Annotated in this window: 10 protein-coding genes; 4 read left to right on the top strand and 6 right to left on the bottom strand. The window is 59.9% G+C overall.

What is annotated here, in order from left to right; genetic code table 11:
* A complete protein-coding gene (locus LIX91_RS20420) occupies positions 1 to 723 on the top strand; it encodes an alpha/beta hydrolase (RefSeq protein WP_226489048.1) in 723 nt (240 codons plus the stop codon).
* Between the two features lie 42 nt (positions 724 to 765).
* On the opposite strand, the gene LIX91_RS20415 is transcribed toward LIX91_RS20420, so the two are convergent.
* Together LIX91_RS20415 and LIX91_RS20410 are read right to left on the bottom strand one after the other, a co-directional pair.
* A complete protein-coding gene (locus LIX91_RS20415; RefSeq protein WP_003405003.1) occupies positions 766 to 1,512 on the bottom strand; it encodes a hypothetical protein in 747 nt (248 codons plus the stop codon).
* Positions 1,513 to 1,739: 227 nt separating this feature from the next.
* On the bottom strand, positions 1,740 to 2,936 hold the full coding sequence (locus LIX91_RS20410) for an MFS transporter (protein WP_226489047.1): 1,197 nt from the start codon (positions 2,934 to 2,936) through the stop codon (positions 1,740 to 1,742).
* 262 nt (positions 2,937 to 3,198) lie between these two features.
* On the opposite strand from LIX91_RS20410, the gene LIX91_RS20405 reads away from it, so the two are divergent.
* From LIX91_RS20405 to LIX91_RS20395, 3 genes are read left to right on the top strand one after another with little or no spacing between them, the layout of a single operon-like run.
* On the top strand, positions 3,199 to 3,930 hold the full coding sequence (locus LIX91_RS20405; protein ID WP_003411553.1) for a GntR family transcriptional regulator: 732 nt from the start codon (positions 3,199 to 3,201) through the stop codon (positions 3,928 to 3,930).
* A 49-nt stretch (positions 3,931 to 3,979) separates the two neighbouring features.
* On the top strand, positions 3,980 to 5,266 hold the full coding sequence (locus LIX91_RS20400) for an MFS transporter (protein ID WP_003417556.1): 1,287 nt from the start codon (positions 3,980 to 3,982) through the stop codon (positions 5,264 to 5,266).
* A gap of 54 nt (positions 5,267 to 5,320) precedes the next feature.
* Positions 5,321 to 6,166 (top strand): amidohydrolase family protein, encoded by an 846-nt coding sequence (locus tag LIX91_RS20395; RefSeq protein WP_226489046.1) that lies wholly within the window; start codon positions 5,321 to 5,323, stop codon positions 6,164 to 6,166.
* Between the two features lie 4 nt (positions 6,167 to 6,170).
* On the opposite strand, the gene LIX91_RS20390 is transcribed toward LIX91_RS20395, so the two are convergent.
* From LIX91_RS20390 to LIX91_RS20375, 4 genes are all read right to left on the bottom strand, one after another.
* Positions 6,171 to 9,209, bottom strand: a complete 3,039-nt coding sequence (locus LIX91_RS20390) for an efflux RND transporter permease subunit (RefSeq protein WP_003417552.1) — start codon at positions 9,207 to 9,209, stop codon at positions 6,171 to 6,173.
* Entirely contained in the window at positions 9,206 to 10,297 is a 1,092-nt protein-coding gene (locus LIX91_RS20385; RefSeq protein ID WP_032702965.1) for an efflux RND transporter periplasmic adaptor subunit, read from the bottom strand. Before LIX91_RS20385 ends, LIX91_RS20390 begins: the two co-directional genes overlap by 4 nt.
* Positions 10,294 to 11,517, bottom strand: a complete 1,224-nt coding sequence (locus tag LIX91_RS20380) for an efflux RND transporter periplasmic adaptor subunit (protein WP_226489063.1) — start codon at positions 11,515 to 11,517, stop codon at positions 10,294 to 10,296. Before LIX91_RS20380 ends, LIX91_RS20385 begins: the two co-directional genes overlap by 4 nt.
* A gap of 64 nt (positions 11,518 to 11,581) precedes the next feature.
* Positions 11,582 to 12,445: an alpha/beta fold hydrolase gene (locus LIX91_RS20375; protein ID WP_003417546.1), complete on the bottom strand. Its 864-nt coding sequence runs from the start codon at positions 12,443 to 12,445 to the stop codon at positions 11,582 to 11,584.
* Positions 12,446 to 12,822: the final 377 nt, after the last annotated feature.

Raw genomic sequence — 12,822 nt, 5'->3', positions numbered from 1 at the left:
ATGCTGAAATTCTTAGCTGCCTTGCTGTTTGCCTTCACCGCAATGGCACAGGCCCAGGACACCTTGCACACCGATCTGCCACTTGATTACCTGGCGCAGACCAATGTCGACAAGCCTGACCAGCCGCTGGTGATTTTCATCCACGGTTACGGCAGCAATGCGGCCGACCTGTTCGGGCTCAAGGAAGAGCTTCCGGCCGACTACAACTACGTGTCGGTACAGGCGCCGATGGAGTTGCGCGCTGACAGCTACAAATGGTTCACCCAGAAGCCCGGCGTCGCGGATTACGACGGTGTGACTGAAGACCTGAAAAGCAGCGGTACCCGGTTGGCTGCGTTCATCGGCAAAGCCACTGAGAAGTTTCATACCCAGCCAGGCAAGGTCTTCCTGATCGGTTTCAGCCAGGGCGCCATGATGAGTTACGAAGTCGCCCTGCGACAGCCAAAACTGGTCGGCGGTTTTGCGGCATTGAGCGGACGGCTGTTGCCGGTCTTGAAGTCCGAGGTCAAGGCCTCCGAAGACCTCAAGGCACTGAGCGTATTCATCGGTCACGGCACGCAGGATCGCCAGGTGGCCTATGCCAGCGCTCCGCAAGCCGAAGCGACGCTGAAATCGCTCGGTCTGACGCCGCAGTTGCATGCGTATGAAGGCATGGGGCACAGCATCAACGAGGCTGAAGTGATGGATCTGGCGGCCTGGTTGAAACAGTCAAACCGCCAGTGAATACGTGCGTCGTCCGAGGGGCGACGCACAATCTTCGGTCAACTAGTTGACCTTGACCTCGTTGAACTTGAGCACGTTGTCCTTGTTCTCGCGATCGCGGAAGGTCAGCTTCAAGGCAGGTGACTGCTTCACACGGCCCTTGGTCGCTTCAAAGATCAGTGTCACGCGGGTAGGCACGTTGCGGATCAACTGGAAGCTGTCCCAGCGATCGAACTTTGCATCGCCGACACGCAGTTGCGAAAGCCCCAGCGCGCCGCCGGTTTCTTCGAACAGGCTGATCGGGTTGAGAAACCTGAAGTCGCGATCGGCACTTTTATTGATCAGCTCCAGCATGCAGGTAGGCGACTGGCCGTTCTGGTCACAACCCAGCAACTCCATACTTACGTTGTCGACGGTCTCGGAGCGCTTGCCGAACAGGTTGGCGCTTTCGTTCTCGGTGAACAGTGTCTGAGCGCGGGCGAAATCGACCGAAGGTTTAGCGTATTCGCCGCCCAGTTTGAAGAACACCGCGCAGAGAAACAGTGACAGTGCCAGCCAGACGCCGAGCTTGAGCGGCGATGGAAGCTTTCTGGCCATGATTGCGATGTACAGCCCGCTTATCACCATGCCGGTGCCGACGATAATGACCAGTGTCTTCCAGTTTATGAAGTCAATACTGAGGCCAAGAACGGCCGGGTCCGGGAAAAGGTAGGTGAAGATGCTCCAGATAGCCCCGATCATACCGCTGATGCCGAGCGATATCTTGGCGAAAATCGCGGAAATCTTGCTTGTTCGTGGTGCTGCGTCCATTGCTGTTATGCCTTGTTCGGGTTGCGCAAGTGCGTGCCGATGCGCTTGAAAAGCAGTATCGACGGATTCGGGGCCTTGGGATGAGGCGTCTGTACAATCCGTGTTCAATCGCGCAGATCCAGAGGTGCCGGATACGCGAGCCTTTAGGTGCGAGAGAGAGCCAGAAGGGCGATGGGCTATGCCATCGCCGCGGCATTATCCTGCAATTCAGTTACAAAGTGCAGGGTTTACGCATTCTGCCTGGATCGGTCCCTGAGCAGCGCCAGCAATGCAATCAGTGGGAGTGCCGTGCCAGCGATCAGCACCCAGGTCCAGCCACCGTGATCAAACAGCGGGCTGGCGACTGCCGAGCCAATGGCGCCACCGATGAAAATACTGGTCATGTACAGCGCGTTGAGCCGGCTGCGGCTGGCGGCATCCAGCGCGTAGACCGTGCGCTGGCCCAGGACCATGCTGGTCTGCACACAGAAATCCAGCACCACGCCGGTTATGGCCAGGCCAATCACGCTGTACGCTGGATGAACCAGGCCTGGAAGAAAGCTGAGTGCGCCGAACAGCAGTGCGCCCAGTGATGCGATGCGGGTGTAGCCAGCGTCTGCCAGGCGGCCGCTGATGGGCGCCGCAATGGCACCGATCGCGCCGATCAGGGCGAAGATCGCGATCTGGCTTTGCGACAGCCCGTGGTTGCGCGACAGCTCCAGCGGCACGGCGGTCCAGAACAGGCTGAAGGTCGCGAACATGCAGGCCTGATAAAAGGCACGCTGGCGCAGCACCGGCTGGGTACGAAGGAGAGTCCATAGCGAGAACAGCAACTGGCCGTAGGACGCACGATGATCCGGGAGGCGTTTTGGCATGGTAGTCGCCAGTACCACGCTGATGCCGATCATGACCACAGCCGCCGAGCCGAACACCGCCCGCCAGCCGAAATGGTCGGCCACCAGACTGGCAATCGGCCGCGCCAGCAGAATCCCCAGCAGCAGTCCGCCCATGATCCCGCCAACGACCCGCCCACGCGACTCCTCCGGAGCCAGATGCGCCGCCAACGGAATGAGCATCTGCACCGATACTGAACTGAAGCCCACCAGCAACGAGACCAGCAAAAACACATTCGGCTGCTCGGAGAAGGCGGCACCCAGCAGGCTGAGAATCGCGACGACAGTCGTCACCAGCATCAGCCTGCGGTTCTCCAGCAAATCGCCCAGTGGCACCAGAAAAAACAGCCCCAGCGCATAACCGATCTGCGTCAATGAAACGATCAGACTGGCCGCCGTGCTCGACAGCCCGATGTCCGGCGCAATCAGCTCGATGATCGGCTGGGCGTAGTAGATGTTGGCGACGATCGCGCCACAGCAGAAGGCAAACAGCATGACCATGGCCGGGGTCATGGTCACAGCGTTATGCGCGGATTGGGACGAGTGGGGCATGAAAGTCTCGCTTGAGCATGGACTGTCAGACGCTGGACGCGTGTCTGTCAGACGGTTTTTGATCGATGCAGCGCAGGCTAACGGTTTTATCGGTCATTAAGTAGGTGCGGCGAGTTGATACAGGATATTTCCGGGAATGATGATCAGCGAAGCGCAGCGATGTGTCGGTATAGTCACGCACGCTCGCGAACTATTGACCTTCGCTTGCCACGGATGAATACTCTTTTCAGAAATTCATATAGATGACTGGATGAATAAAACAATGAACAAGCTTTCCAGCGACGAACGCCTACCGCTTTATCAACGCCTGCGCGACAGCCTGGCGGAGCAGATTGCCAATAATCGCTGGCGTCCGGGTGAGGCGATTCCTACCGAAGCGGCGTTGTCTGCAGAGTATGGCCTGTCCACCGGTACGGTGCGCAAGGCCATTGATCTGCTGGTCAGCGACAACATTCTGGAGCGCCAGCAGGGGCGTGGCACGTTCATTCGTCGCGCGCAGTTTCAGTCCTCGCTGTTTCGTTTTTTCCGTTTTCAAACCGAAGCGGGTGAACGCCGGGTGCCGGAAAGCCGGATCTTGTCCGTCGAGCCTGTGGATGCGCCGTCGTCGGTCGCTCAGGCGCTGGGGATGGGCTCAGGTGCGCCGGTGATTCGTATGGTCCGCTTGCGGTTGCTGGATGGCCAGCCGGTGCTGGCCGAAGAAATCTGGCTGCCACGTGCGCGGTTTCAGGCATTGCTGGAGCTTGACCTCGATACGCAGGGGCCACTGCTTTATCCGATCTACGAAGACGTCTGCGGTCAGGTGGTCGCCTGTGCGCAAGAAAGCCTGACGGCCGAGACGGTCAACGACGTGTACGGCCGGTTGCTGCAGATTCCGGTCGGCAGTGCGGTGGTGGTCATCGAGCGTGTGGCGCGTAATTACGCAGGTGAACCACTGGAATGGCGTCGTTCGCGAGGGCATGCCAGCCATTTCCGCTACAGCGTGGACATTCGCTGACAGCGCTGCAGTCTGCCCGAGCCGTGCAACGCCCATCAGGATAAACGCCATGTTCAACTGGTATCGCGATGTCACTCCCAAAGAGCGCAAGACCTTCTGGGCCTGTTTTGGCGGCTGGTCGCTGGACGCTCTGGAAGTGCAGATGTTCGGTCTGGCCATTCCGGCCCTGATTGCTGCGTTTGCCCTGACCAAGGGCGATGCCGGGCTGATCAGCGCGGTGACGCTGGTAACGTCGGCGTTGGGTGGCTGGGTGGGCGGAACGCTGTCCGACCGCTATGGCCGGGTGCGCACGCTGCAGTGGATGATTCTGTGGTTTTCCTTCTTTACCTTTTTGTCTGCGTTCGTGACCGGTTTCAACCAGTTGCTGATCGTCAAGGCGCTGCAGGGCTTTGGCATCGGTGGTGAGTGGGCAGCAGGCGCGGTGCTGATGGCCGAGACGATTCAGTCCCGCTACCGCGGCAAGGTCATGGCTACCGTGCAAGGTGCGTGGGCCGTCGGCTGGGGCCTGGCAGTGGTGCTGTTTACTCTGATTTATTCGTTTGTGCCGGAGGATATTGCCTGGCGGGTGATGTTCTTTGTCGGCCTGCTGCCTGCCCTGATGATCATCTGGGTGCGACGCAATGTCGAAGAACCGGAGAGCTTCCTGCGCAGGCAGAAAAGCGCCGCGCCGAAGGTCAACTTCTTCAAGTCGATGGCCGGGATTTTTCGCCCCGAGCTGCTGCGCGTTACCTTGCTCGGTGGCTTGCTGGGGCTCGGTGCGCACGGCGGTTATCACGCAGTCATGACCTGGTTGCCGACCTTTCTCAAAACCGAGCGCAACCTGTCCGTGCTCAGTTCCGGCGGCTATCTGGCGGTCATTATCGTTGCGTTCTGGTGCGGTTGCGTGTGCAGCGGTCTGTTGATCGACCGCATTGGTCGACGCAAGAACATCATGCTGTTCGCCTTGTGCTGCGTGGTCACCGTGCAGTGTTACCTGATGCTGCCGTTGAGCAACACACAGATGCTGTTTCTCGGCTTTCCGCTGGGCTTCTTCGCTGCCGGCATTCCGGCCAGCCTCGGCTCGTTTTTCAACGAGCTTTATCCGGCAGAGGTGCGGGGTGCCGGGGTGGGCTTCTGCTACAACTTCGGGCGCGTGCTGTCGGCGGTGTTCCCGTTTCTGGTGGGGCATATGAGCCAGTCAATGTCGCTCGGCAGCGCCATCGGAATCGACGCCGGCATCGCCTACGGCGTGGCAATGATCGCCGCTTTCTGTCTGCCGGAAACCCGTGGACGCAACCTCGAGGCTACGCTGCCGGTTGCCAAACCACTGGACAAGGGCGCAGCGCAGCGGGCTTGAAAACCTTTCATTCGCGGTGTTGCGGCGCCGCGCTGACTTCTTATAGACGAACCCATGACTGATTCCTGTACCACGCCAATACTGGGCATCGATGCCCACGCACATGTCTTCAGCAAGGATTTGAGCCTGGCGTCAGGACGGCGTTACAGCCCGGACTACGACGCAACGGTGCAGGCCTATCTGGCCAACCTGAGCGAACATGGCCTGAGCCACGGTGTTTTGATCCAGCCCAGTTTTCTAGGCACTGATAACCGGTTTCTGCTCAATGCCCTGGCGCAGGCTCCGGACCGCTTGCGTGGCGTGGCGGTGGTCGACACGGACATAAGTCGCGGTGCGTTGCAGCGCATGGCCGGGCTGGGCATCGTCGGCATCCGCCTGAACCTGATCGGCAAGCCGCTGCCGGACTTCGCTGCGCCGGAATGGAAGACACTGTTCAAACACGTCTGGACGCTCGGCTGGCATGTCGAACTGCACCGCGAGATCGCTGACCTGCCGGGGCTGATCCGGCAGTTGCTGCCGTTCGGTTGCAAGCTGGTGATTGACCATTTCGGGCGGCCCGATGCGCGCCTTGGTGTTGATGATCCGGCGCTCCAGGCCCTGCTGGAGTTGGGCCTGAGCGGGCAGATGTGGATGAAGATTTCGGCGATCTATCGTCTGGGCGGCAGTGTCGAGCAGAACGCGACGTTTGCTCGCGCCGCATGGCCGTTGCTGCTGCAAAGCTTTGGCCCGCGACGACTGGTATGGGGCAGCGACTGGCCGCACACCCAGCATGAGCACGTGGTCAGCTATACCCATGTGATCGAGCAGTTCGTCGCGCTCGAATGCCCGGACCCGCTCAAGCGCATTATGTTGGTCGAAGCCCCGCAGGCGCTGTTCGATTTCCTGCCGGTGGAAATCTGACCTGCTAAACAGCAGGTGGCCTGATCCGATAGCTGACCATATACAGCGCCGGCAGGAAAAACAGGGTCAGCAGGGTGGCGATGGCGATGCCGCCGATCATCGCAATGGCCATCGGCCCCCAGAACACCTCGCGGGCAATCGGGATCATGCCCAGGCTTGCGGCCGCTGCGGTGAGCATAATCGGTCGGCAGCGATGTTCGGTGGCCTTGACCACTGATGTCCAGGCGCTTTCCCCGGCGGCAATGAATTCATCGATCTGCGTGACCAGAATCACCGAGTTGCGGATGATGATGCCGATCAGCGCCAGCACGCCCAGAATCGCCACGAACCCCAGCGGATAGCCGGAAATCAACAAGGCTGCGACCACGCCGATCAGGCCCAGCGGCACCACGCTGACCACCAGCAGCAGTTTTTTCACGCTGTGCAACTGGATCATCAAAAAGCTGACCACCAACAGCAGCATCAACGGCACAACCTTCAGGATCGGACCCTGTGAGCGCGCGCTGGCCTCGACTGCGCCGCCGGTGGCGACCGAGTAGCGTAACGGCAGGCGGGCGCTGAAGGCATCGACGTCGGGCTTCAATTGCCTGACCAGCGCTGCCGGCTGCAAGGTGCCGAGCACATTGGCTTTCAGGGTGATGGTCGGCAGCCTGTCGCGGCGCCAGACCAGTGGCTGTTCCTGCTCGTAACTGAGTGTGGCGAACGCCAGCAGCGGTACGCTCGCACCGCCTGGTGTCGGGATCTGCAGGTTGGCGAGGGTCTGCACCGAGCTGCGTTCGTCGCTGTCGGCGCGTCCGACCAGGTCGATCAGATAGGTGCTGTCACGCACCTGAGTGATGGTGGTGCCGCTGACCAGGCTGTTGAGGATTTGCGCCACGTCCTCGGAGGACAGACCGAACTGGCGCACCTTGTCCTGCGCGATGTCGATCTTCAGCACCTTGCCCGGTTCGTTCCAGTCATAGATGACCTGACCGATATTGGGGTTGGCATCGAGAATCGCCGCCAGCGCCATGGCCTGGCTGCGCACCTGTTCGATGTCCGGCCCGCTGACCCGGTATTGCACCGGCCAGCCCACCGGCGGCCCCATGTTCAGCGGCTGAACGTAGCCACCCACGCCGACGTAATCGTCGCGAAAGCGCTGACGCAAGCGTTCGATCAGCCGGTCACGCGCTTCGCCACCCTGGCTGACGATCACCAGCTGTCCGTAGAACGGATTGCTCAATTGCTGATCCAGCGGCAGGTAAAAACGCACCGCGCCCTTGCCCACGTAAGAGCTCCAGCGCAGCACATCGGCATCCCCTTTGAGCGCTGCTTCAAAGCGGTCCATGGTTTGGCGGGTACCTTCGATGGAGCCGTTTTGCGGCATGTAGATATCCACCAGAATTTCCGGCCGGTCGGAGTCCGGGAAGAACTGGTTCTGCAGCAACGTGCCTGCAAACAGCGACCCGATGAACATCAGCAACGTGATGCCTATGACCCACCCGCGGTGCTCGAGTGCCTTGACCAGCAGGCGGCTGAAACCACGCATCCAGCGCCCCGGCGCGGCGTGTTGCGCCGACGCCTTGAGGATGTGCACGCCAATCAGTGGCGCGAACAGTACCGCCACCAGCCAGGACAGCAGCAACGCCACGGCAATGACGGCGAACATGGTGAACACGTATTCGCCTGCGGAACTGGAGTTCAGGCCGATGGGCACGAAACCGGCGACCGTCACCAATGTGCCGGTCAGCATCGGGAACGCGGTCGAGGTGTACGCGAAAGTGGCGGCCTGCGGTAACGAATCGCCGCTTTCAAGGCGGGTGACCATCATCTCGACGGTGATCATTGCGTCATCCACCAACAGCCCCAGAGCGATAATCAATGCGCCCAGCGAGATACGTTGCATGGTGATGCCGCTGTACTCCATGAACACGAAGACCAGCGCCAGCACCAGCGGGATCGAACAGGCCACCACCAGACCGGCACGAATGCCGAGGCTGATGAAGCTGACGACCAGCACAATCAGGATCGCTTCAAAGAGTGCATGGGTGAAGCCGCCGATGGCTTTTTCGACCACATCGGCCTGACTGGAAACCAGGTGCACGTCGATGCCCAACGGCAATTCAGTGGTCAGATCGTCGATGCGTTGCTGCAACTGGTTGCCGAATGCCTGGATGTTGCCACCTTGCTTCATGGCCACCGCAAGGCCAATGGCTGGCTGCCCATTGAAGCGGAACAGTGAGGAGGGCGGATCGGCATAACGGCGCTCGATGGTCGCCAGATCGCTGAGGCGAAAGAACCGGTCGCCGAAGCGCAGATTGACCGCCTCGAGGTCTTGTTCATTGCTGAACTGCCCGCTGGCCCGCACCGCAATGCGTTCGGGACCGGCCTCCATCACCCCGGCAGGCGTGACCGAGTTTTGCGCTTGCAGGCTTTGCAGCACCTGGCGCTGATCAATGCCCAGCGCTGCGAGCTTGCGGATCGAGAAATTCAGATAAATGACTTCGCGCTGGGCGCCGAGCAACTCGATCTTGCCCAGATTAGGCACGCTGCGGATGTCGGCGCGCACTTGCTCGACGTAATCACGCAGTTGGCGGAAAGACAGGCCGTCGGCGGTGAACGCATAGATGCTGCCGAACACATCGCCAAACTCGTCGTTGAACGCAGGGCCCTGGATGCCACTGGGCAACTCACTGCGCACATCGCTGATCTTCTTGCGCACCTGATACCAGGCCGCAGGGATGTCGGCGCTTCGGGTTTCACTCTTGAGGAAGACGAAAAGCGTCGATTCGCCAGCCAGCGTGTAGCTTTTTACGTAATCCAGCGCGTCGATTTCTTCGAGCTTCTTTTCCAGCCGATCAGTCACCTGCTGCAGGGTGTCGGGCAGCGTTGCACCCGGCCAACGCGCCTGAATGACCATGGTCTTGATGGCGAATGAAGGGTCTTCTTCACGCCCCAGATTCAGGAATGACCAACTGCCCATCAACAATGAAACGAACATCATGTACCAGACCAGTGTGCGATGCCTGAGCCCCCAGGCCGACAGATTGAAGCGCTCCTTCACAAACTGACCTCTCGCTGCACACGGACCTTCTGACCGGACTGCATGCCGTTGACGCCGGCAGTCACTACTTTTTCGCCCTTGTGCAGCGCGCCGCTGACCCTTACCGTTGACCCCGATCGCGCCAGTACCTGCACCGCGCGCGGGACCAGTGTCGATGTCGTCGGGTCGATCACCCACACCTGAGACGTGCCGTCACGCTGCAGCACTGCGCTGCCGGGCAGGTCATGAAACGCCGGTGCGTCGCCACTGATCTCTACGGTGACGGTCGAGCCCAGGCGAAAGCTGTCCGGAGGATTCTGCAAGGCCAGGCGGACGCGCTGAGTGCGGGTCTCGGCATTGATTTGCGGTGCAAGCTGGCGGACATTCGCGGCCACTGAAAGCTGTTCGTTCAGTTGCGAAATCACTCTGATGCGGTGCCTCTCATTCAGCGAACCGAGTGGCAAGTCGACGAGCGCTTCACGGCTGTCCGGGCGCGCAAGGTTGACCACTGCCTGACCGGTCGCCATGACCTGGCCGACCTCGGCTTGCCATCCAGTAATCAGGCCATCGAACTCGGCTGACAAGCGTGTGTAGGACACGTGATCAGTGGCCTGCTGCACGGCGACGCGTGCCTGATTGCGCAGCGCGTCCTGAGTGCGCAGGTCGCTGTCCAGTTGATCCATTCGCGCCCGCGAGCCGATACCGCGCTCATAGAGTTGCTGGTAGCGCGTCAACTCATCGCGTGCCTGTTGCCAGGCGGATTGGGCTTTGCCGAGTTCGGCCTGGCGGGAGTGCAAACGGTGTTGCTGGTCGCCGGGTTCCAGGGTGGCGAGCAGATCGCCCTTGCGCACTTGATCGCCGATCTCCGCGTGCCGGGTTGCCAGTCGCCCGGCGACACGAAACCCCAATGCCACTTCATACTGCGGCTGGATGACGCCGGCGAAGCGGCCATAAGAGGCGCTGCGCTGATCGACTATTTCGGTGAACAGCACCGGGCGTTCGACAACCTCGCGAAGCGGTTTGTCGCGGCAGCCCGGCAGTGCCACGATCAGAATGCAGATCAGCCAGCAGCGGGATCTCGTTCGTGGTTCTACGCACGAGGTGCTCATTGCGCAGCTCCCGATGACGCCAGCGAGACGCTTTGTTCGGCTTGCGCTTGCCCTGCGACCTCTACCCGTTGTCCCGGGTAGAGAAACTGCAGCCCCCGGGAAACCACCCGATCACCTTCGGACAAGCCCTCTGAAACGATGACCTGGCCCTGTTCGTAACGCAGCACTTTCACAGGCGTCAGCCTGACCTTGGCCTGAGCGTCCACCCGCCAGACTGCCGGTTCTCCTTGTGTACGGCTCAAGGCGGACCAGGGCAGGGCGAACGCCGATTGCGACTGCGTCTGCAAGCGAGCGCTGACCACGGAGCCCAGTGCGAGCGACGCAGCGGCACCCTGCAGAGCAACGCGCACTCGCAACGTGCCGTTCGCGGCGGAGACGATAGGGGTGATTTCCCTGATGATGCCGGTCAGCTGCATCTCCGGCTGGCCCAAGGGGCTGACAGTCACTGCAGCACCGGTCTGATCGGCGCGCAGCAGCGATTCGTACGCGGAAAACACCGCTTCGCGCTCGCCATTGTGAGCGACGCTGAAAATCGCAGTGGCGGCCTGAACCACCTGACCTTCTTCGGCATAGCGCGCCGTCACGACGCCATCGGCTGCGGCGAACAGCTCGGTGTAACCGACCTGATCACGCGCGTTGGCCAGCTGTGCCTGCAGCGCGGCCAGATCCCCCCGCGCACTGTCGAGCCCGGAGCGGGCCTTCTGGTATTCGCTGAGGTTGGTATAGCCCTTGGGCAGCAGCACTTGCTGACGCTGGTAGTTCTGTTCGGCGAGGTACAGTCGCGACTGTCGTACGGCGACTTCGGCACGGGCTGACGCCAGTTCGGTGTTTTGCTCGCGTGCGTCGAGTCTGGCCAGAACCTGTCCGACCCGCACTCGATCCCCGACATCCACATAGCGCTTGATCAGCTTGCCGGAGACGCGAAACGATTGCTCGGTCACCTTGCGTGCCTGAATATCGCCCGTCAGCGTCACACTGCTGGCAACGTTCAGTAGGGCAACCGGTTGCGCGACGACTCGCACCAGCGCCTTTTCTGCGGGTTTTCCTGCAGAGCAAGCGCTGAGCGAGAGTAGCGAGATGAACCCCAGCACCACGCCGGGCTGAGTGTACAGGGAGTGCAACGGCCGGATATTTCCGGAAACACGGCAGCACGAACGCCGGAGCGTTGCAAAGGGAAAAGTCATCAACGAATAGCACTGCCCGATCAGAGAAGCCAACATCATCCATGAGTCACAGCGTCAGGCCGGAAAAGCGCAAGGGCTTCCCGGGCCAGGCGAGCGAGCTTCAGGCCATCGCGGTGACGCTGGGCCATACCTCTTGGGTAGCTTCAGTGCCCAGAAATGTCAGTGCGGTTCTTTGCGAATGGTGCCATGCCGCCTTGCTTTCCAGGTCCAGAAAGTGCCCGGTGTCCGGAACTACGTTGAAACTGCTTTTGGCGATGTAGTTGGAAAACATGCGGGCATCTTCAACAGTGGTGTATTCATCTTTTTCACCGTTGATGAACAGCACCGGAATGTTGATCGAGGAAAAACGCTCGACGTAATTGCTGGCGCTTAGTTGGCGAATCTGGCTGATGTGAAAGTCGATCTGGCGATATTCATGCTCGGCAAGGCTGATCAGGTGCTTGTAGTTATAGAGTTTGAACAGGCGCGGCAGGTACTTGCCCACGGTGTCGTTGAGCAGTGAGCCGATCTTGCGTTTTTCGCGGGCGGCGAGGTAGATCTGGGCGTTATCGATATAGTCGAGCATGGCCTCGTTGAGGACCGGCGAGAACGAGCTGATGATGGCCTTTTCCACGGATGGAGGGCATTCGGAGAGGGCCAGCAGGGCCGAGACACCGCCCCATGAGACTGACAGCAGGTGGTTTACCTGATAGAGATCAATCAGTTGCAGGAGAATGTTTACTTCATCTTCCTTGCTGACAATCATGTCGTCCGGGTTATGCGCTCGGGATTGTCCTGAAAACGGCAGATCGAACAGCACCAGGTTGTAGTGCGGTTGCAAGTACTTGACCGTCTGCCCGAATGAGCCAGTGGTCGACAGTGCACCGTTGACCAGCAGAATGGTCTTGGCGTCGCTGCCTTTCCAGTAAGTCTCGGCGTAAACCTTGTACTTACCGATGGTTAGAATCTTCGATTGTGCGCCCATAACAGCCTCCCAGCTAAAATTTTATCCAGCAATTAATGCAGCGTTCTCTGCTTCGGCAGCCATGCCAAAGCCTCGCCTGATAAGTGGCGAAATCCGGTGAGTTATTATTCTGGGTGCAGCGGAAACGTTACCGCAGAAACTGTGTTTGCCCGGACATAGATAACGCAGTGCCAGCATTGCGACAAGTCACTGACGTCATAAAAATGTCTAGTCGCTCACAATTCACCTTGGCGTTTGGCCATCATCTTTTGCACAAGAGAAGGATTTAATCGGGGAAAAACGCCGTATCGAGCCTGAAAAGCGTATTTATTGGGAAGAACTTGTCAGTGCTGAAACGGTCAAGCCGCGTGCAAATTTGCAACATCTAGTTACAAATT

This window comes from Pseudomonas sp. B20, assembly GCF_020515755.1.
Classification (GTDB): domain Bacteria; phylum Pseudomonadota; class Gammaproteobacteria; order Pseudomonadales; family Pseudomonadaceae; genus Aquipseudomonas; species Aquipseudomonas syringae.
The sequence above is the reverse complement of the archived record's forward strand: the minus strand, read 5'-3'. Positions and strand labels throughout refer to the sequence as shown.

Coding starts and splice junctions, on each gene's coding strand:
- LIX91_RS20420 (WP_226489048.1), top strand. CDS start 1: ATGCTGAAATTCTTAGCTGCCTTGCTGTTTGCCTTCACCGCAATGGCA.
- LIX91_RS20415 (WP_003405003.1), bottom strand. CDS start 1,512: ATGGACGCAGCACCACGAACAAGCAAGATTTCCGCGATTTTCGCCAAG.
- LIX91_RS20410 (WP_226489047.1), bottom strand. CDS start 2,936: ATGCCCCACTCGTCCCAATCCGCGCATAACGCTGTGACCATGACCCCG.
- LIX91_RS20405 (WP_003411553.1), top strand. CDS start 3,199: ATGAACAAGCTTTCCAGCGACGAACGCCTACCGCTTTATCAACGCCTG.
- LIX91_RS20400 (WP_003417556.1), top strand. CDS start 3,980: ATGTTCAACTGGTATCGCGATGTCACTCCCAAAGAGCGCAAGACCTTC.
- LIX91_RS20395 (WP_226489046.1), top strand. CDS start 5,321: ATGACTGATTCCTGTACCACGCCAATACTGGGCATCGATGCCCACGCA.
- LIX91_RS20385 (WP_032702965.1), bottom strand. CDS start 10,297: ATGAGCACCTCGTGCGTAGAACCACGAACGAGATCCCGCTGCTGGCTG.
- LIX91_RS20380 (WP_226489063.1), bottom strand. CDS start 11,517: ATGTTGGCTTCTCTGATCGGGCAGTGCTATTCGTTGATGACTTTTCCC.
- LIX91_RS20375 (WP_003417546.1), bottom strand. CDS start 12,445: ATGGGCGCACAATCGAAGATTCTAACCATCGGTAAGTACAAGGTTTAC.